This window comes from Flavobacterium sp., from assembly GCF_044339515.1.
Taxonomy (GTDB): domain Bacteria; phylum Bacteroidota; class Bacteroidia; order Flavobacteriales; family Flavobacteriaceae; genus Flavobacterium.
The window spans coordinates 1-21,333 of record NZ_JBIIVK010000055.1 but is presented as its reverse complement, the minus strand read 5'-3'; the positions used below and the strand labels follow the sequence as shown (position 1 = coordinate 21,333).

Sequence of the window (21,333 nt, the reverse complement as noted above, 5' to 3'; positions counted from 1 at the left end):
CAAAAAATAGCGTGCAAACACAAATGGTTTAAACACGCTATAGAGACTAGTTCAGAGACTGTCTTGAAAAACAAAACTAATAAAAATTTAGATTTTATTTTGGAAATCAACACAGAATCTATCGGGACTTGGGGCGGCTCAGAAAAAACAGTTTTGGCAAACAAGCTTGGAATGGAAAGCGGGAAATAGCTCGTAGAAATTTAAATAATAGTCGATTTATCAACCCATTTAAAGTTTCCTTTTTCAGTTGCATCAAGTAGGTCGATGTTTAATTTTGTTGAAAGCATTTCGCCGAATTTCATTGCTAGTTCTTTTTTTTCAAAATCATACATTTTATAAAAGCGGTTGCCTTTATACCATAAATTTGTTTGAAAATTTTGTTTACTGTCATGAAAAATGGAAATATATTCGAATTGAAGAGCTTTCGTTTTCTTTGTTTTGTAAAACGGGCCTACTTTGTAAATGCTAGTGATTATTTGTGAATGGATGTCGATTTCAATGTCTTTTGTTATGGAAAAAAATAGTGCGTTTGCTAGACATGGCATTCCATAATAGAGGAAGTTAAATAGCTTTTGAATGGTTGATGAGCCGTTAAAATTGATTATAATCGTATAAAAAAAATCAAGTAAAATGTAGATTGTTACGCTGTAAAAGATGGCTGCGAGTACGAGTTCGTACCAAGCTCTTGTGCCGGAGTAAATTTTGACAGAATCATTTTTTTGCATGAATCAAATATAAAAAAAAGTCACACATTGCTGCATGACTTTTATATATATTGTATCGAAAAAACTTAGTCGGCTAACACGATAACTTTATTATCTTTCATTTCGATTGTTCCCGAAGCAATTTCTAACGTATAGGTCTGGTCATTTACTTTGGCAAACTTTCCGGCTACCTCTTTGTTTATTTTGAAACTTGGAGCTACAATTTTTACAGTTCCTTGCTTTAAAATAGAAACGATAGGTGCGTGATTATTTAAAATTTGAAATGAACCATCAACTCCTGGTAGGGTGATTGAGGTGATTTCTCCTTGAAATAAAGTGGCTTCCGGGGATACTATTTCTAAAATCATATTTTTTGAGTTAGAAGATGGGAGATGGAAGATGGAAGATGAAGAAAATTACTTCTAGCTTCCAGCTTCCAACTTCCAGCTTTATTATGCTTCTGCTAACATTTTTTGTCCGGCTTCGATGGCATCTTCGATAGTTCCTTTCAAGTTGAAAGCTGCTTCAGGAAGATGATCTAATTCTCCGTCCATAATCATGTTGAATCCTTTAATGGTATCTTTGATATCAACTAAAACTCCGGGAATACCTGTAAACTGCTCTGCCACGTGGAATGGCTGAGACAAGAAACGTTGCACACGACGAGCACGAGATACCGCTAATTTATCTTCTTCTGACAACTCTTCCATACCAAGGATGGCAATGATATCTTGTAATTGTTTGTACTTTTGAAGAATTTCTTTTACTCTTTGAGCACAATTGTAGTGATCATCCCCTAAGATAAGCGGTGTTAAGATACGTGACGTAGAATCCAACGGATCCACTGCCGGATAAATACCTAACTCAGCAATTTTACGTGACAATACGGTTGTTGCATCTAAGTGAGCGAAAGTAGTTGCAGGAGCCGGATCGGTTAAGTCATCCGCAGGAACGTAAACCGCTTGTACAGATGTAATCGAACCTTTTTTGGTTGATGTAATACGCTCTTGCATAGCACCCATCTCAGTTGCTAATGTTGGTTGGTAACCTACCGCAGATGGCATACGACCTAAAAGAGCCGATACCTCAGAACCTGCCTGTGTAAAACGGAAGATGTTGTCTACGAAGAAAAGTACGTCTTTCCCTTGATCAGAACCAGCTCCATCACGGAAATATTCAGCGATAGAAAGACCTGATAAAGCCACACGAGCACGAGCTCCAGGTGGTTCGTTCATCTGACCGAATACGAAAGTCGCTTTCGACTCTCTCATTCCTAATTTATCTACTTTGGATAAATCCCATCCTCCATTTTCCATAGAGTGCATAAATTCTTCACCATATTTTATAATTCCTGACTCTAACATCTCACGAAGTAAGTCATTCCCTTCACGAGTTCTTTCCCCTACTCCTGCGAATACGGAAAGACCACCGTGACCTTTAGCGATATTGTTAATTAACTCCTGAATCAATACTGTTTTACCTACACCGGCACCACCGAACAATCCAATTTTACCTCCTTTTGAATAAGGCTCAATCAAATCGATTACTTTAATTCCGGTAAATAAAACTTCTGTAGAAGTAGATAAATCTTCAAATTTTGGAGCCGGACGGTGAATGGAAACACCATTATCACCTGATTTTGGTAAATCACCTAAACCATCAATAGCATCACCTATTACATTGAAAAGTCTTCCGTAAACATCTGCACCAATTGGCATTTGGATTGGAGCTCCGGTTGCCACCACTTCTGTACCTCTGCTCAATCCATCAGTTGAATCCATCGAAATGGTTCTAACGGTATCTTCACCAATATGTGATTGCACTTCTAAAACTAATTTTGAACCATCTTTTTTATTGATTTCTAATGAATCATAAATCTTAGGTAATTCGGCATTTTTAGAATCGAATATAACGTCTACAACCGGTCCGATGATTTGGGAAACTTTTCCTACTACTTTTGACATTGCTTATGTATTTATTTAATAGCTGTTTATGTTTAATTAAAACACGTCTTTTTTCAGAGTGCAAAGATAATTTTTAAAAATATAAAATCAATAGTAAATCAATGTTTTTTTTAGGTTTTTTTGAAGTATTCGAAACATAGTCTGCTCAGAGGTATAAATAGTGTTGTAAAACAAAAAAACCACCTGGTTAGAGGTGGTTTTTGAAATATAATTTATAATTAGTTTGGTAAGAAAGATGGATAAGTAATCGGTTTATCTTGTGGCTTAAACTTACTAAACTTAGCACCATAGGTTCTTTCAATAGCTTCTAAAAATTGATTTGCAATATAAGCATTAGCTCGAGCAGTAATGTGAATACCATCCCAACTAAATACTCCGCCTTGACCAAAAGTTGCAGACATATGGTAATTATCAAATCGAATACCATTAGTACTCAACTCTCTCATTATTGAATTAATATCAACAAATGCTAAGCCTTTCAATTGAGCTGCTGATTCAATAGTATTATTAAAAGCCGTTGTAGCAGTATTAATTAATTCTATTTCAGTAGGTACTAAAACGTGTTGATCTTGAAGTGGATAAGAAACCCCAAATGCATTTAATGAAGGAACTGGAGAACCCGCAGGTTGGCCAATAACAGTACGAGTAGTTAATAAAACCAAATCGTCTTTAGTTGCGTGTCTAGCTTGTCCGTAAACAGCTCCTAAAAAGGGGGCTAAAGCTACTAACTGTGGATTTCCAGAAGAAGCTGCAATAGCTTGAATTTGAGAGCCTAAATTCGTTAAACCTTCATCTACGATTAAAAGTGGATTGTTAGTTGCGGCATCTAAAGGTTTTAAACGATCTGGTTGACCTAATGCAGTTAAAATTTGATCTAATGGCCCTATTAAACCTGCATTTAAAGCACTAGAAGTTGCAGCATCTAATGGAACCGGATTAAAAGGTACAGTTCTAAAAAAAGCAGCTGATGTAACACTAGGAATATTAGCTACCACACCTTTGCGATCATTTGAAGCTAAAGCATCAATAATTTGATTATAAACAGTATTAAACATCGTTGGGTCTGAAATGTCATTTGCTGCATAAGTTGCTGGGTTTGTATTACCTAATTGATTAACGCCGGTTCCCCCAGAGGTAGCATATCCTAAAACATCATTATTTCCAATCCAAAGACTAAAAAAAGTTGGATTTTGAGATAAAGCATCCGCTAAAACAGTTGTAGTGGGAGATGAACGAAATCTAACAAAATAAGGATTAGCTTGACCGGTTGCAAGCCCTGCAATATTACCATAATTTGGTGCAATTAAATGATACGATTTTGCTCCAGGAATACCCATGTTATTAAATGGGCCGGTTAATGGTATAGCAATTTCAGTAGTCGGTACTGAACCCGGAACAGCAATATTTAAAGGTACGGGAGCACCATTACTAAAAACCAATCTTGGCCCTTGAATTTGGATACCTCCAGCTAAAAGTCCGCCTACATTATCATTTGTAAATGGTGTCGTAAAAGCACCACCACCAACTTCTGCAAATTTTTCTGCCATAAGATTTGGGTAAGCATTAACTTGACCAGCTTTAAATAATGCATTGTCTGAAAAACCGGCTGTTAAAGAGTTTCCTAAAGCTACATATTTTGTAAAATCTGCTGAGCCTTTTGATAAAGGTTCTTCTGCGATAACCTCTTCTTTTACATCTTCACTACAAGCTATAAAGACAAATGAAGAAAGAAATAAATATTTTAAATTTTTATACATGACTTAATTAATTAAGGGTTAATTGAAATACCTAAGGTGTAAATTTGACCAATTCTACCGGCACCTATTACTTGTAAATAATCATTGCTACCAATATTTGAACCAGTTAATTTAATAACAGATTTCAAGCTTGGTATAGCATATTGTATTTGTGCATCTAGTACAAATGTAGATGGTATTGTGCCATCAGCAAAAGTAGATTCCCACTCATATTCTGACCACCAACGTCCGTTGATACCAAAGCCAAAATTTTTAAATAGTTTATCATTATTTATACCTAATTTTGCACGGTGTTCTGGCGTATTAAACATTGGTCTAAAAGCTGGGTCAACAGATTCATCATAATCAAAAGCTGCCCAGTTATAACTTGCAGATATTTCAAAATCTTTATATACTTTTCGAGATAAACCTAAACCTGCTCCATAAGAATTGATAACAGCAGAAGTATTAGTATATAAATCAAATGTTCTTCTGTCTCTCCTTCCTAAAGCTATTACAGCATCTTGAAATGCTGGACTTGTAATATCACTTTCCGCAACACCATAAAAAGGTACTACAACTCTTGCACCACTCATGAAATCATTATATATATTAAAATAACCATTGATGTCAATATCGAAACCATTAATTCGTGATTTATAACCCAACTCAAAAGCTTTAACTTGTTCTGGTTTTACTAAATTAGTTCCTTGAATAGATACTAAATCGTTTACATTTTGTGTTTGATCAAATCTTAAAACAGATTCTGCTGTAAAACCAGCACCATATGCATCAACTCCATTTAGTGTTAAACTATTTGCTCCAATAAATGTTGCACCAGCTTGACTTAATGGAAAAGCAGAATTACCAACACTGAATGTTTCAGAATATCTTTCTAAATTATTAGCAGCAGATCCTACCAATGCTCTAGGTCCAACATTTAAACCAATAAATAAATCTTGTGTTGTTGGGTTACGGAAACCTGTTTGAAAGGATGCTCTAAAGTTGTGGTTTTTGTTTTCTCCAGCTGAATAAACCAAAGATACACGAGGTGAAAACTGACCTTCGAATAATTCCGATTTATCATATCGTACAGAACCTGTAAACTTTAATCTGTCGTCCATGAATTTCTTTTGAACTTGTGTATATAAACCATATTCATCATAACGAATTGGACCATCAGTGTCTGTAAAAATTGTTCCTTCCGAATCTAAAACATATGAACGAAATGAACCTCCTACTTGTACATCTGCAAACGATATGTGTTCTTTTAAATTATAGTTCCAGTCACTATGCCAAATACGTGATTGATCCTTAAATAAAGCTCCATTAGTAACATCTGCACTTAATCTTACCTCTGCTAAAGCGTTTGCAAATTCAGGTGTTCCCGGTTGAAATTGGGGTAAACCTCCATTTAGCGGTGTTAAAGGTAAAGGGGTATTGTTAATATTATGTGTAGCAAAACCTCTTGCAAAAGTATCAGCTTGTGCTGCATTAAATCCTAAACCAATTTGAGATTGTAAGAAAGCAGTAGCATAATCAGTAAACCATTGAACATCAGTTTTAGCTCTCCTGTTAACATTGATAGCAGCAAATCGCATGTCGTAAGAATCTCCTGCATCTTCAGATGATAAATAACCTCTAATAAAGAAGTTTTTATTCTTAAATTCAAGTCTGGTTTGACTCATAAAAAAGTTTCTTAATGCATATCTACTACCTCCTTGATAAACAGTGTTACCTAAACCTATTTTGTATTGAGCAATAAATTCAGAATCTTTCCAATACTGATTAGACGAAGTTGCCCAAGGTCTTATGTGGATTGAACCGTCAAATTTAACATTATTGATTTGATTATCGTTCAAATCTTGTTCTCTATAACCATCTCTACTTATAGTTCCAATATTGCTCAGAAAATTTGAAACTTCATCTCCATAATAATTTAAACCATCATAATTTCTGTTATTTGCATGTCCAATTGTACCACCATTTACATCTCTATCATCGGCAGCAATCCATTCAGTAGCTCGCATATATGTAAAATTAGCTTTTGCAGCAAAATGTGGAGTAAATGCCCATGCAGCTCTAATACCAAAATCTAAAAATTCGTTTGTTCCGGCTTCTTCCTGATTGGTGATACCGCGTTTGACATAAGCATTAATCCCTTGAAATTCAAATGGGTTTTTACTATTCATGAATAAAATACCATTGAATGCATTTGCTCCATAAAGTGCAGATGAAGCACCAGGTAAAAGTTCTACACTTTGAACGTCTAAATCAGATAAACCAATAAGATTACCTAAAACAAAGTTCAATGCCGGCGAAGAGTTATCCATTCCATCAACTAATTGCATAAAACGTGTGTTGGCAATAGTTGCAAAACCCCTGGTATTTATGGATTTAAAGTTAAAACTTGACGTATTAAAATGAACTTCTTTCATGTTTTCTAAACCTTCATAAAAAGTTGGTGAGGTCGTGTTTTTAATTTCTTTCATTCCCATTCTTTCGATGGTAACTGGAGATTCAAAGATACGTTCTGGAGTTCTAGATGCCGAAATTACAATTTCGTCTAATCTAGTTTCTTCTTCAGCCAAAACTATATTTACTTTTTGGTTGTTTGTCTTGATTTCTTCTCTTTTGGTGGAGAAACCAATTGAAGAGATTTCAATTGTAAAGGGTGGCTTTTTTTGTGTTGTTAAGGTAAAATTTCCGTCAAAATCGGTTGTTGTACCTATATCTTCGCCAACAATTTTGATGTTAGCCCCCGGAATTGGCTGATTGGTATTATCAGCAACCTTTCCTGTTATTGTTGTTTGTGCAAAAGAAATGCTACAAAAAAACAATGTGAGAAGAATTAATTTCACTTTCATAAAGTTAGAGTTTTTGTTAGTTTACGTTACCAAAGTACAAATATTTTTGAAATTAATAAAAAAAGTGAATTAATTTATCACATTTATCATTTAAAATATTTCATTTTTAAACATTTCGCAACACAAATCATTGAATTATTTTTAAGAATTTGAAGAATTTAACACTATTTACTATGCGTTCATATAAATTTTTAAGCTTTAGTTAACAATTTAGCAACTTTACTGAAAAAATAAAAAAAGCGAACATAAAAATGTCCGCTTTGTAATATAATTGTTGAAATTAAATCTATTCTACCGTAACCGATTTGGCCAAATTTCTTGGTTGGTCTACATTACAACCTCTCATCACTGCAATGTGATAGGAAAGTAATTGTAATGGAATGGTTGTTAACAACGGTGATAATGCATCCGATGTTTCAGGAATCTCGATCACGTGGTCTGCTAATTCTTTCACTTGTGTATCACCTTTGGTTACAACCGCAATAATTTTTCCACTTCTGGATTTAATTTCTTGGATGTTGCTCACTACTTTATCATAGTGGCCCATTTTTGGTGCAATGACAACCACGGGCATCGATTCATCAATTAAGGCAATTGGTCCGTGTTTCATTTCTGCTGCAGGATATCCTTCGGCATGAATATAGGAAATCTCTTTTAGCTTTAATGCTCCTTCCAGTGCTACCGGGAAATTGTATCCTCTACCCAAATACAAACAGTTAGGTGAATCTTTATAAATCCCTGCAATTTCTTTCGCAATATCATTTGTTTCAAGAGCTTCAGCTACTTTTTCCGGTATCATCTCGAGTTCTAATAAATAACGATGATAATCAGAATTTGACATGGTTCCTTTTGCTTTTGCTAAACGTAAGGCAATAAGAGTTAAAACCGTAATTTGTGTTGTAAATGCTTTTGTGGATGCTACTCCAATTTCCGGCCCTGCGTGCGTGTAGGCACCGGCATCCGTTTCTCTTGAAATAGATGAACCTACCACATTACAAACACCAAAAACAAATGCCCCGTTTTCTTTGGCTAATTTAATTGCAGCCAAAGTATCTGCTGTTTCTCCTGATTGCGAAATTGCAACAACAATGTCCTTTTTGTTGATAATTGGGTTTCTGTATCTAAACTCAGAAGCGTATTCAACTTCTACCGGAATTCTTGCAAATTCTTCAAAAATATATTCTGCTACTAAACCCGCATGCCATGAAGTTCCACAAGCAACGATAATGATACGCTCGGCATTTAGAAATTTTTCCAGATTATCTTCTACCCCCGCCATTTGAATAATTCCTTTGTTTGAAAGTAATCTTCCGCGATAAGTATCTTTAATTACATTTGGTTGCTCATAGATTTCTTTCAACATGAAATGATCGTAGCCTCCTTTTTCAATTTGTTCTAAGTTCATTTTCAACTCTTGAACGTAAGGATCAACTAAAGTGTCGTCTTTAATTTTGCGTACTTTAATAGGTTTGTGCAAACGAACGATAGCCATTTCTTCATCTTCCAAATAAATAGCATTGGACGTATATTCAATAAATGGTGAAGCATCGGAAGCTACAAAAAATTCGCCATCTCCAATTCCGATAGCAAGAGGACTTCCTAATCTAGCTACAACAATTTCGTCCGGTTTATTTTTATCAAAAACAGCAATAGCGTAGGCTCCAACAACTTGGTTTAATGCTACTTGAACTGCTTTTCCTAGTTTTAAATTTTCATTTTTTTGAACATCTTCAATTAAATTAACTAAAACCTCGGTGTCTGTTTCAGAATGAAATACATATCCCCTTTTAATTAACTCTTTCTTTAAAGGCTCATAATTTTCAATAATTCCATTGTGGATTATTGCAATATTTCCAGAGTTTGACAAATGCGGATGTGAATTCACATCATTTGGTACTCCGTGTGTTGCCCAACGGGTATGACCCATCCCGATCGAACCGAAGAAATTATTGTCTTTTGCTGATACTTCTTCTAAGTCTGTTACTTTTCCTTTGGTTTTTGAAACCTTGAGGTCTTTGCCATCATGTAACATGATTCCGGCACTGTCATAACCTCTGTATTCTAAACGCTTAAGTCCTTTAATAACAATTGAATAAGCGTCGCGTTTTCCAATATATCCAACAATTCCACACATAGTTTTAAATATTTAGTCAGGTTTGGTGTAATAAATTTCTAATCGTAATCTTTGGTTCAAAGGTACAGAAGATTTGCTTCCGTACAACACTGTACCTAAAGGATTCATGATAGATGCAATAGGCACGTCATTTATACCGATTGCTGTATTATTTTTTAATTTATAGTTTCCTATATTTCCAATTGCTTCTGTAACAACCAAACCAAGTCTAACATTTGTAGAATCAGGGTTTTTTAACAAATTAGCAATGTGGTTTGTGATTCTGATTTTATAGGTTACTCCCTTTTCATCTTCTAGTTTTATAATCCCGTCATGAATCAACTTCCCGTATTTAGGTTTAGTAGTATTGGTTGTAAAATCGTTGAAATAGTCAACCAAAGGTCTTTTGTTGTTTAAATCATAAAGATAAATCCTATTGGGTTCAACATTGTTACCCATTGTATTTCGATCGATTCTAAAGGTCAAATTGGCTTCATTGATTAACCATCCATTAGCTCGATAGGCTTCTAATTCTGCCGATTGTCCATTTTCGTCACGACCAAACAAATCAATAACAGCCATAGAACCTGCCCCTCCATTTAGGTATAACCGTTCATCACCTTGTGTTGCATCAGCAGAAGCCAATGCATTAGAATAATCAGTGCTTCTTTCTTGACTTGTCAAACAAACTGTATTTCCTGTGAGTGAAAGTTCAAGTGTTTTATCCTCCCTCATATTGGTGGCTGGATCATCGTCGTCATCTTGCTCATATTTTATGGTGATTTTCCCACCACTAAAATTAATCATGGCTAGACTATTCCCATTGGGTTCTACTGATGAGGCTTCTACTTTAAAATACAACCCGCGAAAATAATCTCTAAATACGTTATTATTCACCAACTTATTTTGGTTATATCCTCCGATAATTTTCTTTTGAAAAAAATCTTTATTTAATTTCAAGTATATACCCGGTGCCGTTTTTGTTGTTGTTTCTTCCAGTTCTTCATCAACTGTAGTTACTGAAATTTCTGCCGGGTTGAAAAAGAATTGGTCGTTTTCTGCAACATTTATGGCATTGTTCAAACGTTCTCCGTGTGGAATAGAGGTTCCATCAGCAGCAGCACCTCTTTTGTTATTTTCAAAATCGGATAACTGATCTGAATAATATTTTTGTGCTTCTGCAAATTGCGTATTTGGATCAAAATCTCTTAGAAAATAACCATTTTCAAAGACACTTAATTTTAATTTAGAAGATCCATAAACAGAATCAAGTTCATAACTGGTAACTCCTTCAGAATCTGTAGTCCCTTTTGTACTGAAATAAGGAATGTATAGAACCACTTCATCAATGATAGGATTCGGGTTGAAAGTCGGTGCTGTAGTAGATGGCAACGACACTTGGGTTACAAAATGAGCCGTTGTTTTTCCAAAAGCAGTGTTGTTGTAAATACCTAATGGATTAACCACTAAATTATTAGTTTGAACAGCTCCTAAATCTTGGTTAAAAGCAATGACAGTAGCATCTTGATCTTTTATACCAAATTGAAAATGATCATCGCCAATCACATCGCCACCAATTGTATTAAACTCTTTATCGCATGAAAAAAACAACAAAGAAAGGACTGCAATAGAAGTATATTGAATTATTTTTTTTGAAATCATTGTAATAAATAAAATTTAAAGAACCTTGTTTTTATAGAAATTAGTATAATGTTCCGGATAATCCTCTTTCGGGATGAAAGGTAAAAAAGGTTTTCCTGAAGCTTCTATAAATTTTGTTAAACTTGAAGATAAATTTTCGGAGGCAACTATCACAGCATCAGAATGTTCTACTGAAGCTTTAATTAAATTTTCGTAATTAGGTTGTTCTAAAACAGAAATGGATTCATGCGGAACACCGTCAAATTTAATTTTATTAATGAGTTCCATATCTAAATTCCCCTCAAAAGACTGAGCATAAACCGATGTTACAATTTTCGTGTCAGAAAAAAGAGCCTCATCTTTATAATAATGTTTCATGTAAATTGGCAACAAAGAGGCTAACCAACCATGCACATGGATAATATCCGGTACCCAATTTAATTTTTTTACAGTTTCAACCACTCCTTTTGCAAAAAAGATAGCTCTTTCGTCATTATCTGAATATAACTTTCCTTCTTCATCCGTAAAAGTTGCTTTACGCTTAAAATACTCGTCATTATCAATAAAATAGACTTGGATTCTTTCTTTGGGAATGGAAGCAACTTTAATAATCAACGGCATATCTAAATCATTCACCACCAAATTCATTCCGGACAACCTGATTACCTCATGCAATTGATGTCTTCTCTCATTAATATTTCCATATCTTGGCATGAAAATTCGTATTTGACCCCCCAAATCATTAACCATTTTGGGAACATCATACGACATGATTGACACTTCATTTTCTGCTAAATAAGGCACTACCTCAGATGATACATACAATATCCTCTTATCCTCCATACGTTTTGAACTTTATCGTTTAGGTTTTTAAAGCATGCAAAATTACAAAATTTTATGCAGATATTTAAGTAAAATAGTAAGTTTGCACCGAAACAAATTAAATTTATATGCTCATTTTCAATAAACAAACCGATCTTAAAGCCTATTTATTACCTTTTTTGGCTTCAAAAACCACTGTCGGATTTGTACCAACTATGGGAGCACTGCACAATGGACACCTGTCGTTGCTCAGAAAAGCATTACAAGAAAATGAAGTTGTTGTGATGAGTATATTTGTAAATCCTACTCAATTTAATAATGCAGAAGATCTTGAAAAATATCCACGCACACTAGAGAGAGATGTAGAAAAAATTGCAACAATAAGCAATAAAATTATTGTTTTTGCTCCTTCTGTTGATGATATTTATGAAGGAAATACTGTTTCAGAATCGTTTGATTATGATGGATTAGAGCACCAAATGGAGGGCAAACACCGACCGGGGCATTTTGACGGAGTAGGAACAGTGGTCAAAAGATTATTCGAAATCATTCAGCCAACCCATTCCTACTTTGGCGAAAAAGATTTTCAACAATTACAGATTATCAAAAAATTAGTTCAAAAATATAAAATCCCTGTAAACGTTATTGGTTGCCCAATCCATCGTGAAAAAAACGGTTTAGCCATGAGTTCACGTAATGAACGCTTATCAGAAACAGAAAGGAAAGAAGCCGCATTGATTTTCAAAACATTAACCGCTTCTAAAAAAATGTTTGGCACGAAAACTGCTAATGAAGTTTCGAATTTTGTTAAAAAAACATTTGAAAATCATCCAAAATTTTCAATGGAATATTTTCAAATTGCCGATGAAGCCACGTTAAAACCTTGTTTACGCAAATCGAAAAACAAAAAATACCGTGCTTTTATTGCTGTTTTTGTTAACAACATTCGATTGATTGATACTATTTCATTAAATTAATTACCTTTGCACCATGCAAATTCAAGTTGTAAAATCCAAGATTCACCGTGTTAAGGTGACTGGAGCAGATTTAAATTACATCGGTAGTATTACTATCGACGAGGCCCTTATGGAAGCTTCCAATCTTGTGGAAGGTGAAAAAGTTGCTATCGTAAATATCAATAATGGCGAACGATTAGAAACGTATGTCATCAAAGGGAATCGCAATAGTGGCGAAATTACTTTAAATGGTCCGGCCGCAAGAAAAGTGCAAAAAGGAGATATTATTATCATTATTGCTTACGGAATTCTGGATTTTGAGGAAGCGAAAACCTTTAAACCTTCCTTAGTTTTTCCTAACGAAAATGACAATTCGTTAACCTAATCCCTTGAAACAGAAAATCGGTAAATGGCTTTCTATCTTACTCCCAATTTTATTGGGATTGTTATTGGTTATTTACACTTACAATAAATTCACCCCTCAACAACTGGAAGAAATTAAACTGCAATTTAAAAACGCAGATTATTTCTACATTTATATCTCTTTATTAATTAGTGCTGTGGCATTGTGGTCAAGAGGTTATCGATGGAAATATACTTTGGAACATTTGGGTTATCAACCAAAAATTTCTACAAATGTGATGGCGGTTTGCATTGGCTATTTTATCAATATGTCAATTCCGCGTTCAGGCGAAGTTTCCCGTGCTTTAATTCTCAAAAAATATGAAGATGTGCCATTTGATAAGTCCTTCGGAACCATCATTGCCGAAAGAGTTGTAGATACTTTTTTCTTATTATCATTCATCGGATTAGCTTTTTTTCTGGAATTTGATGTTTTAAAAGCTTTTGTTTTAGATAAAATTCCATTCCAAAAATTAATGCTTATTTTAGGGATTGGTACAACTTTATTGATTGGCGTAATTTTGATGTTTCGCTATTCTAAGTTTAAATTAATACAAACTATAAAACAAAAAATTTCCGGTTTAATGGACGGCGTTTTCAGCATTTGGAAAATGGAAAAAAAATGGGCTTTCTTGTTTCATTCATTACTGATTTGGGCAAGTTATTTTTTTATGTTTTACATTACCATTTTTGCCCTACCCGAAACGAGTAACTTGAGTTTAAGCACCGTTGTCATCTCTTTTATCGTAGGCGGACTCGCCATAACCTTAACCAATTCCGGTTTTGGAGCTTATCCTTTTTTAATGGCTGAGATTCTTTTACTGTATAATGTTCCCGAAACAGCCGGAACCGCTTTTGGTTGGTTGGTGTGGACTTCGCAAACACTCATGGTGGTACTTTTAGGAACACTTTCATTTTTATTGCTCCCCATTTTAAACAAAAACAAATAATTTACTATCTTGCTTTCGAAAAAATTGAAGTGATTCACTTCATTTCCAAAACCGAAACCAGATGAAAGTAGTTCAAATTCTTGCCGTTTTAGTGTTATCCATGAGTTGTTATGCTCAAAAAACCGTTGAAATCTTCTCTTCTCAAAAGTTGGGCGGAGATCGAGATATTTATATATCACTTCCACCCTCTTATGAAAAAGATAAAGATCAAAAATTCCCTTTACTGTTGGTTTTAGATGCTGAATATTTATTTGACCCTTTTTTAGGAGCTCTAAAATATGGTAACTATTGGGATGATTTACCTGAAGTAATTGTAATTGGTGTTTGCCAAAACAAAAATGAAGAACGATATGATGATTCACGAGTGGATGAGGAAACCGGTTTACCGATTGAAACGGGTGCAAATTTCTATGATTTTATTGGAACTGAATTAGTGCCTTATCTTTTGAAAACTTATCGGATTGCACCTTTTAAAATGATTGCCGGTCATGATACCACAGCAGGTTTTTTAAACTTGTTTTTATATAAAGATACTCCGCTTTTTGAAGCCTACATCTCTTTGAGTCCTGAATATGGCTTTGAAATGGAAAACAGAATTCCTGAACGTCTTTCCTCTTTTACAACACCCATTTACTATTACCATTCTACTTCTAATGGTGATTTAAAATCTTTCAAAGAAAGAATAAAGACATTAGATGAAAAAATGAAAACCGTTCAAAATGATAAAGTCAATTATAAATTTGATGAATTTATTGGGGCTTCTCACTATTCATTGGTTTTACATTCTATTCCGAATGCATTATATCAATTTTTTGCAGTATATCAACCCATAACTACAAATGAATTCAACGAAAAAATTGTAAAGTTAGAATACGGTTATGTTGAATACTTGAAAGAAAAGTACAACACCTTAGAAAAAACGTTAAATATTCAAATGCCCATTCGTTTGAATGATTTTAAAGCAATTGAAGCGGCCATTATAAAAAATAAAATGTATAACGAATTTGACGAATTGGCGATTCTTGCAGATAAATATTACGGAAAATCAATGTTAGCTGATTTTTATATGGCTCAGATGTATGAACGCAAAGAAGATTACAAAAGAGCACAAAAAAAATACTTAAGTGCTTTTCAAATGGAACCAATTGGAGAATTGAACAAAGACATGATGTATGAAAAATCAGAAGAAATGAAAAAATTGATGAATTAATATATGTCAAAAATTAAAACTTCGTTCTTTTGTCAAAACTGTGGTACGCAATATTCGAAGTGGCAGGGTCAATGTCATGCTTGCAATGAATGGAACACTATCGTTGAAGAAGTCATCCAAAAAGAAGAAAAAACCAGTTGGAAACCCACTTCTGAAGTAAAAAAAGCTCCAAAACCCCTTCGGATTAAAGATATTGATTCCACACAAGAAATTCGTCTTGACACTTCTGATGGCGAATTAAATCGAGTGCTTGGTGGCGGATTAGTTCCGGGTTCTTTAACGCTTTTGGGCGGCGAACCCGGAATTGGGAAAAGTACGCTTTTGCTGCAAATTGCTTTAAAATTACCCTATAAAACCCTATACGTTTCGGGTGAAGAAAGTCAGAAACAAATAAAAATGCGTGCCGAACGGATAGAAAACCGATTTGAAAACTGTTTCATTCTTACGGAAACCAAAACGCAAAATATTTTCAAACAAATTCAAGAAATGGAACCGGAGATTATCATCATCGATTCCATTCAAACCTTACATACCGATTATATTGAATCGACTGCCGGAAGTATTTCACAAATTCGCGAATGCACGGCAGAGCTTATCAAATTCGCGAAAGAAACGAATGTTCCGGTGCTTTTGATTGGTCATATTACGAAAGACGGAACGATTGCCGGACCAAAAATTTTGGAACACATGGTGGATACCGTTTTGCAATTTGAAGGCGATCGAAATCATGTGTATCGAATTCTACGCTCGCTCAAAAACCGTTTTGGTTCTACAGCAGAAATTGGCATTTATGAAATGCAAGGTTCCGGTTTGCGTGAAGTTGCTAATCCATCAGAAATTTTGATATCGCATAAAGACGAAGAACTTTCAGGAACCGCTATTGCTTCTACGTTAGAAGGAATGCGACCTTTGATGATTGAAACCCAAGCTCTTGTCAGCACCGCGGTTTACGGAACGCCGCAACGAAGCACGACCGGTTACAATGCCAAACGATTGAATATGATTTTGGCGGTTTTAGAAAAACGTGCCGGCTTTCGTTTAGGAGCAAAAGACGTTTTTTTAAATGTGACAGGCGGAATTTCTGTGGATGATCCTGCTATTGATTTAGCAGTTGTTGCCGCTATTTTATCCTCGAACGAAGACATCCCGGTTGGAAAAGATTTTTGTTTTGCCGGAGAAGTAGGTTTAGCCGGAGAAATTCGTCCCGTGAACCGTGTAGAACAACGTATTTTGGAAGCCGAAAAATTAGGGTTTTCAACCATTTTTGTTTCGAAATACAATAAAATTTCGCTGAAAGAAACACTGATTCAAGTGAAATTGGTGGCAAAGATTGAAGATGTGGTAAGCGAATTATTTGGCTAAAAAGTTTCTTTTGAAAGCATATCAAGAAATCATTCAATGGGTGAACAGTTTTCACGAAAAAGGTGAAACCATTCAAGCTGCCGAATTTTTAATTACAGAATACAACTTCAATCATCCCAATTTCAAAGGCTTTGAATTGCGTGAAAAAGCCAAACCTGATTTTATTTTAATGACTACCGAAGGGATTTTGGGTGGGCCGCAAATCATTCGTATTCCTAAAAATACCTTTGAATTTCCCTTAAATCTGATGCTTAATTTATTGGCTCACGAAATGATTCATGTGCAACAAAAAGCAAAAGACACTTTAATTACCGATAAAAACGAACGCGAGTGGCAAGCTTACTACGAAAATTTATTTCATAAACAGTTTCCGCAAATTCCGGAACTTTCAGATTTCCATAAAAAAGCATTTGCGAGTAAAGCATTGGACTATTATAATCGAATGGAAGTTGGCTCGGAATTGCAATTGAAATATGCGGAAGAGAAAGAAGAAGTAGAACGTTTATTAAAACTTCTTACGTCAATTTCATAAAATCATGCTCAATCCGTTTGCTTATCTTTTCCGAAATTTCCAATTCTTTTGCCACTGTTGACCAATATGAAGTGACTTGTTCAATTTCTTCAATAATTCCTTTTGGATTTTTAATCGCATATTCTTCTGCAATCAGTAAAACATCTTTTAAATTGATATTTTGACGTTTGTTATTGATGGATAACGCTCTTGAAACAGAAGTATAATTTAATAACGGATTTAAAGCATACGTCACATCATAAGCCGGAGCTAAAAGCCAATTATTTTCCTCTTTATTGTAGATAAAACTGTGATTTTTTAAATGGTCATCTATATTTTGAACGACTAAATTAAAAACCATTCGTTTAAAAAGTTGTTGCAAATCTTTGTGTGGCACCTTTAAAGTAGCAGCCAATTTAAACACATTTTCATAACTGGATTGTTCCGGTTTTGTAAAATCCCAACCGGTTAAACCGGAAGCCGTTAACACATGTTGTTTTTTACCGTGTTGACGGTCATAACGAAGCGTTGCAAAATGCTTATCCTCAATCAATTTGGAAGGCATCATTTCAATTCCGGCTTTTTGAGCCAGTAAATAATACGCAAATTCCACCTTTTCCTGATGATACGGAGCTTGTTCAGGCAATTGTAATTTAACCAAATAATGAAAATAATCTGCTGAAAAATGAGTATCACCAGCCACAATTTGCCCCGTTTTTTTATGTTCTGAAATTAAAATTTTTGGTCGAGCTCCACCCGCTGAAGTTCCAATTTTGAAGATATTTAACAAGGCTAAATCATTCAACTCTTTTTCAGTAGTTTCTTCATTTAATTGCAATACTTTTTCAAGTACCTGCACCATTTCGTTGATATCAATTGCCGCTGATTCAGGTAAATCTTGAATCGGACGATATTCCAATGCTCCCATTCCTCGATTGGCAACATAGGTTAATTGTTCTAATGGCGAAATTTTTTTGTTGGGTTCTTTTCTCGAAAACCATTCTTGAAAAATAATATTTCCAAAAACATCGGGTAACGAATCGGCAATCATCGGTGGAAGGCCTCGAAATGTTTCGCCTTCAAATTGGGTAAAAACTTGAACGGGCTTAATGCGTTTGAAAATAAAAGGAAATACGTTTGAAAACTTTCCGGAATCTAAAAATTCAGCATTGTACTGAAAATAACATTTTTTTTGGTCAGCATCATACCCCAATTTTCCAATTTCTATTCCAAAAACATCTACTGCTATTAAAGGTGTTGCTGCCATAATTAGTAAAGTGAAAGTGGATCTGATGAAGAATGCTGTAAGGATTGAACACCTTCAAAAATAGTTTCCAACAAATGAAAATGATTGGCCATTTTGAGTAAATTATCCAACGTAGCATTTTTGCCACTTTCAATGTTTTGAATGGTGGCTCTCGACATTTGCAAAGCATCTGCCAATTGCTCTCGGGTAAGGTTATACTCTTTTCTTTTGGCCTTACAAAGCTGTCCGATTTGGATTTTGACTTCTTTTATGGATATGGGGTTAATCATAAAAATACCATTATATTATTCAAAAATAGTAATTTTTGATTAAAAACACTAATTTAATGGTATTTATTAAATCGTTCAAATCCCTATTTATAATTCAAGGAAATCGCTGTTTCATCCATTATTCAAAAAATCCCTTGGTTTTGGTTTATTACTTTCAATTTTTTTTCCATCAAGTGTAAATACATCGTATTCTTCTGAATCTTCAAAATAATTTTTCCCTTTTTGGACAAAAATATACTCTTTTATTCTGAACCAACTCAATTTAATGGAATCATACTCAAAAGGAACGATCAACTTATTTAAATTAAAAACACCTAACTTTCCGTTTTTTATCATCCAATAATCTTCTTGATACTCATCGTTATAAAACACTTTGCCTCCTTTGTAAGCAACCCATATTGTGGATTCAACTTCATCAATCCACTCATATTCAATTGGAACTATAACAACGTTGTTGGAATCTATGATTCCCCATTTTGCATTTTCTATAGAGATTTTATCATACCCGTCGTCATCTTCATATTTAACGAATCGTAGTTCTCCTTTACAGACTTTATAATAATTAGGATTTCTCAAAAAATCAATAAAGTCATATTCATTTGGAATTAATTCCTTGCCATCTGATTGAATAATTCCCCATTTACCGGAATAGCTTGTAATCTCATGTCCGGAAAAATCATCATTGGTTATTGTACAATTTTTGATGCTTTTAAAATAGTTATAGCTTTTTAAAAAAGGTGCACCATATGTATTACTTGAAGCTCGTAAAATTTTATCAAACGGCAATTCTGCAAGTGATTTAGTCACCAAATCGAAGGAAAAATAAGTCGTGTTTTGATGTTGAACAATTATTTTGTTATCTAAAGTTGTATCAACTATTTCAAGGTATTCAAAGGGAAGAATTATACTTCCATTCCAATCAACAATTCCAAACAACTTGTTTTGATTGGCTTTAAAAAACTTATCTTTTATATGTTTTAATCTTTCATAGAATGGTTCGATCATACATTCATAGGAAACTAGTATTCCATACTTAACTTTTCTTCTTAATAAGCCTGCTTTATTGGAGTTGGTTTCAAAGATTATCAGATCATCGGATACTGACCAACTATGAAGAATGTCGTAATCAGTAATAATTTTTTCAGGTAATTTTATTAATCCGCCATTCATCATATTGCAATCTATTTATAAAAATTCCTATGCCAAAAAAGGAAAATACATTATTTCAAACTAATTTTTAGTTCCATTTCGTTTTTCATATATAACAAAACTTCAGCATTTCCTCTTGCATCATCAACCGGATTATGTGTGTGTTCCGTTTTTCGTAAATGCTTCCATTGTGCAAAAGTATCTTTTACAAGACCACAATATAAGTCTGAAATTCTTCTGGAAGAATAGCCAAAAGGATTTCGATGTATAAAATGATGAAAGTACCAACAAATAAACATCCAATCAAATCCGTTATTGTCACTAATAAATACCGGTCGTCCTTTAGAATGCTCTTTTATCCAACGTTCAAAATTCAACATCACCTCTGTAGGGTCGTCAAAAAGCATTGTTTCCTCCCTGCTAAATCCTGAGATCGCTAAAGCCTCAGGAACATATTTTTCAGAAATAGGCTTTAACTTTCCGTAGAATGTTTTATCAAGATTTTCATCCACTAAAACAGCTCCAAAACAAACCATCGAATAATCGCCGGGAATTGGACCATCAGATTCTATATCAACTACTATGTAACTCATTTTTTTTATCTTTATTAAAACTTTATAAAGTGGACAAGATATACTAATTTAGCTTTCAGTGAAAGTTAAGAAAAAAAATTATGATTTTTATCTGCAAAGAAAAAAGTTTCATACTACTAAATATAGCCAAAAAATTATGAAAAAAATTATTATCATTTTTTTAATTAGCATTTTCCATTTTTCTTTTTCTCAATCTATTATTCCTCCTCAAAATCTAAAAAGTTCAAATCTTTATGGGAATATAAAATCTGTACTTGAAAAAACTGTAATGAAATATTCTGATGGCAGTCAAACTGATATAAACCGAACATTCTATGAATATAACAAATCTGGTAATCTAATTTCGTGTAAGGAAATTTCAAACATGTCTAGCAAAAAATACACTCTTAGATTATACATCTATGATGATGCACAAAATTTAATTGAACAAAACACATTTAAAGATTCAGTATTGGTGACAAAAATTATTCATAAATATGATTTAAACAACCGTATTATCCAAGAATCAATTTATAATGAAAAAGGTAATTTGTCTCAAAAAAAACTATTTTTCTATGATACATCTGGAAACAATACGGGTATGGAAGTATGGCTTTCAGACACCTATTTGACACGAAAAGAAACATATGAATATGATAATAATGGAAATCAAACAAATTTAAAAGTATTTAACAAAAACAATATTGTTATCCATTAATGTCCGATAAAAACTAAAATCGGACTTTTTTATTTCTTATTAAATTGAAAATCAGTTTTTTATATTTTAATTTTATCTGCTTTAAAAAAGTAGGCTTTAAAAAAAGGACAATTGCTCTAC

General features: G+C 33.9%; 20 protein-coding genes. 8 read left to right on the top strand and 12 right to left on the bottom strand.

All coding sequences use genetic code 11. The features are described from left to right. The coding region (locus ACIQ0M_RS13155; protein WP_396152985.1) for a hypothetical protein at positions 1–189 on the top strand (189 nt) is incomplete at its 5' end. Between the two features lie 11 nt (positions 190–200). Here ACIQ0M_RS13155 and ACIQ0M_RS13150 read toward each other — a convergent pair. The 8 genes from ACIQ0M_RS13150 to ACIQ0M_RS13115 all read right to left on the bottom strand — a co-directional run bounded on the left by ACIQ0M_RS13150 (position 201) and on the right by ACIQ0M_RS13115 (position 11,868). Continuing rightward, on the bottom strand, positions 201–725 hold the full coding sequence (locus tag ACIQ0M_RS13150; RefSeq protein WP_396152983.1) for a hypothetical protein: 525 nt from the start codon (positions 723–725) through the stop codon (positions 201–203). Between the two features lie 65 nt (positions 726–790). After that, a complete protein-coding gene (locus ACIQ0M_RS13145) occupies positions 791–1,072 on the bottom strand; it encodes a F0F1 ATP synthase subunit epsilon (RefSeq protein ID WP_396152981.1) in 282 nt (93 codons plus the stop codon). Positions 1,073–1,156: 84 nt separating this feature from the next. Continuing rightward, on the bottom strand, positions 1,157–2,668 hold the full coding sequence (gene atpD, locus ACIQ0M_RS13140; RefSeq protein WP_396152979.1) for a F0F1 ATP synthase subunit beta: 1,512 nt from the start codon (positions 2,666–2,668) through the stop codon (positions 1,157–1,159). 218 nt (positions 2,669–2,886) lie between these two features. After that, positions 2,887–4,425, bottom strand: a complete 1,539-nt coding sequence (locus ACIQ0M_RS13135) for a G-D-S-L family lipolytic protein (RefSeq protein WP_396152977.1) — start codon at positions 4,423–4,425, stop codon at positions 2,887–2,889. 11 nt (positions 4,426–4,436) lie between these two features. Beyond that, positions 4,437–7,271 carry a TonB-dependent receptor domain-containing protein gene (locus ACIQ0M_RS13130; RefSeq protein WP_396152975.1) on the bottom strand — a complete coding sequence of 945 codons (2,835 nt, stop codon included), beginning with the start codon at positions 7,269–7,271 and terminating at the stop codon, positions 4,437–4,439. 286 nt (positions 7,272–7,557) lie between these two features. Beyond that, entirely contained in the window at positions 7,558–9,405 is a 1,848-nt protein-coding gene (glmS, locus tag ACIQ0M_RS13125; protein ID WP_396152973.1) for a glutamine--fructose-6-phosphate transaminase (isomerizing), read from the bottom strand. 12 nt (positions 9,406–9,417) lie between these two features. Beyond that, entirely contained in the window at positions 9,418–11,046 is a 1,629-nt protein-coding gene (locus ACIQ0M_RS13120) for a DUF4270 domain-containing protein (protein WP_396152971.1), read from the bottom strand. 15 nt (positions 11,047–11,061) lie between these two features. Then, positions 11,062–11,868 (bottom strand): glycogen/starch synthase, encoded by an 807-nt coding sequence (locus ACIQ0M_RS13115; RefSeq protein WP_396152969.1) that lies wholly within the window; start codon positions 11,866–11,868, stop codon positions 11,062–11,064. Between the two features lie 107 nt (positions 11,869–11,975). Here ACIQ0M_RS13115 and panC point away from each other — a divergent pair, with 107 nt between their 5' ends. The 6 genes from panC (at position 11,976) to ACIQ0M_RS13085 (ending at position 17,259) form a co-directional block, all read left to right on the top strand. Beyond that, positions 11,976–12,824: a pantoate--beta-alanine ligase gene (panC, locus tag ACIQ0M_RS13110; RefSeq protein WP_396152967.1), complete on the top strand. Its 849-nt coding sequence runs from the start codon at positions 11,976–11,978 to the stop codon at positions 12,822–12,824. A gap of 13 nt (positions 12,825–12,837) precedes the next feature. Beyond that, positions 12,838–13,188, top strand: coding sequence for an aspartate 1-decarboxylase (panD, locus tag ACIQ0M_RS13105; RefSeq protein ID WP_396152965.1), 351 nt, complete (start codon positions 12,838–12,840; stop codon positions 13,186–13,188). A gap of 4 nt (positions 13,189–13,192) precedes the next feature. Then, a complete protein-coding gene (locus ACIQ0M_RS13100) occupies positions 13,193–14,155 on the top strand; it encodes a YbhN family protein (RefSeq protein ID WP_396152963.1) in 963 nt (320 codons plus the stop codon). Between the two features lie 61 nt (positions 14,156–14,216). Beyond that, positions 14,217–15,365: an alpha/beta hydrolase gene (locus tag ACIQ0M_RS13095; protein WP_396152961.1), complete on the top strand. Its 1,149-nt coding sequence runs from the start codon at positions 14,217–14,219 to the stop codon at positions 15,363–15,365. Between the two features lie 3 nt (positions 15,366–15,368). Beyond that, positions 15,369–16,727, top strand: coding sequence for a DNA repair protein RadA (gene radA / locus ACIQ0M_RS13090; RefSeq protein ID WP_396152959.1), 1,359 nt, complete (start codon positions 15,369–15,371; stop codon positions 16,725–16,727). Between the two features lie 10 nt (positions 16,728–16,737). Then, on the top strand, positions 16,738–17,259 hold the full coding sequence (locus tag ACIQ0M_RS13085; RefSeq protein WP_396152957.1) for a hypothetical protein: 522 nt from the start codon (positions 16,738–16,740) through the stop codon (positions 17,257–17,259). Here ACIQ0M_RS13085 and ACIQ0M_RS13080 read toward each other — a convergent pair. The 4 genes from ACIQ0M_RS13080 to ACIQ0M_RS13065 form a co-directional block, all read right to left on the bottom strand. Beyond that, positions 17,243–18,505 carry a type II toxin-antitoxin system HipA family toxin gene (locus tag ACIQ0M_RS13080; RefSeq protein ID WP_396152955.1) on the bottom strand — a complete coding sequence of 421 codons (1,263 nt, stop codon included), beginning with the start codon at positions 18,503–18,505 and terminating at the stop codon, positions 17,243–17,245. The two genes, ACIQ0M_RS13085 and ACIQ0M_RS13080, sit on opposite strands and share 17 nt — an antisense overlap. Positions 18,506–18,507: 2 nt before the next feature. Then, on the bottom strand, positions 18,508–18,774 hold the full coding sequence (locus tag ACIQ0M_RS13075; RefSeq protein WP_396152953.1) for a helix-turn-helix transcriptional regulator: 267 nt from the start codon (positions 18,772–18,774) through the stop codon (positions 18,508–18,510). Positions 18,775–18,885: 111 nt separating this feature from the next. Continuing rightward, positions 18,886–19,947, bottom strand: a complete 1,062-nt coding sequence (locus ACIQ0M_RS13070) for a WG repeat-containing protein (protein ID WP_396152951.1) — start codon at positions 19,945–19,947, stop codon at positions 18,886–18,888. 47 nt (positions 19,948–19,994) lie between these two features. Further along, on the bottom strand, positions 19,995–20,516 hold the full coding sequence (locus tag ACIQ0M_RS13065; RefSeq protein ID WP_396152949.1) for an exonuclease: 522 nt from the start codon (positions 20,514–20,516) through the stop codon (positions 19,995–19,997). A 136-nt stretch (positions 20,517–20,652) separates the two neighbouring features. On the opposite strand from ACIQ0M_RS13065, the gene ACIQ0M_RS13060 reads away from it, so the two are divergent. Then, positions 20,653–21,213 (top strand): hypothetical protein, encoded by a 561-nt coding sequence (locus tag ACIQ0M_RS13060; protein WP_396152947.1) that lies wholly within the window; start codon positions 20,653–20,655, stop codon positions 21,211–21,213. Positions 21,214–21,333 lie beyond the last annotated feature (120 nt).

Bases quoted from the DNA above. Each gene is read 5' to 3' on its own strand.
- ACIQ0M_RS13115 (WP_396152969.1), bottom strand. From the start codon at position 11,868: ATGGAGGATAAGAGGATATTGTATGTATCATCTGAGGTAGTGCCTTAT.
- ACIQ0M_RS13145 (WP_396152981.1), bottom strand. From the start codon at position 1,072: ATGATTTTAGAAATAGTATCCCCGGAAGCCACTTTATTTCAAGGAGAA.
- ACIQ0M_RS13135 (WP_396152977.1), bottom strand. From the start codon at position 4,425: ATGTATAAAAATTTAAAATATTTATTTCTTTCTTCATTTGTCTTTATA.
- ACIQ0M_RS13060 (WP_396152947.1), top strand. From the start codon at position 20,653: ATGAAAAAAATTATTATCATTTTTTTAATTAGCATTTTCCATTTTTCT.
- ACIQ0M_RS13150 (WP_396152983.1), bottom strand. From the start codon at position 725: ATGCAAAAAAATGATTCTGTCAAAATTTACTCCGGCACAAGAGCTTGG.
- ACIQ0M_RS13120 (WP_396152971.1), bottom strand. From the start codon at position 11,046: ATGATTTCAAAAAAAATAATTCAATATACTTCTATTGCAGTCCTTTCT.
- ACIQ0M_RS13075 (WP_396152953.1), bottom strand. From the start codon at position 18,774: ATGATTAACCCCATATCCATAAAAGAAGTCAAAATCCAAATCGGACAG.
- ACIQ0M_RS13130 (WP_396152975.1), bottom strand. From the start codon at position 7,271: ATGAAAGTGAAATTAATTCTTCTCACATTGTTTTTTTGTAGCATTTCT.
- ACIQ0M_RS13065 (WP_396152949.1), bottom strand. From the start codon at position 20,516: ATGAGTTACATAGTAGTTGATATAGAATCTGATGGTCCAATTCCCGGC.
- atpD (WP_396152979.1), bottom strand. From the start codon at position 2,668: ATGTCAAAAGTAGTAGGAAAAGTTTCCCAAATCATCGGACCGGTTGTA.
- panD (WP_396152965.1), top strand. From the start codon at position 12,838: ATGCAAATTCAAGTTGTAAAATCCAAGATTCACCGTGTTAAGGTGACT.
- ACIQ0M_RS13095 (WP_396152961.1), top strand. From the start codon at position 14,217: ATGAAAGTAGTTCAAATTCTTGCCGTTTTAGTGTTATCCATGAGTTGT.
- panC (WP_396152967.1), top strand. From the start codon at position 11,976: ATGCTCATTTTCAATAAACAAACCGATCTTAAAGCCTATTTATTACCT.
- ACIQ0M_RS13080 (WP_396152955.1), bottom strand. From the start codon at position 18,505: ATGGCAGCAACACCTTTAATAGCAGTAGATGTTTTTGGAATAGAAATT.
- ACIQ0M_RS13070 (WP_396152951.1), bottom strand. From the start codon at position 19,947: ATGATGAATGGCGGATTAATAAAATTACCTGAAAAAATTATTACTGAT.
- glmS (WP_396152973.1), bottom strand. From the start codon at position 9,405: ATGTGTGGAATTGTTGGATATATTGGAAAACGCGACGCTTATTCAATT.
- radA (WP_396152959.1), top strand. From the start codon at position 15,369: ATGTCAAAAATTAAAACTTCGTTCTTTTGTCAAAACTGTGGTACGCAA.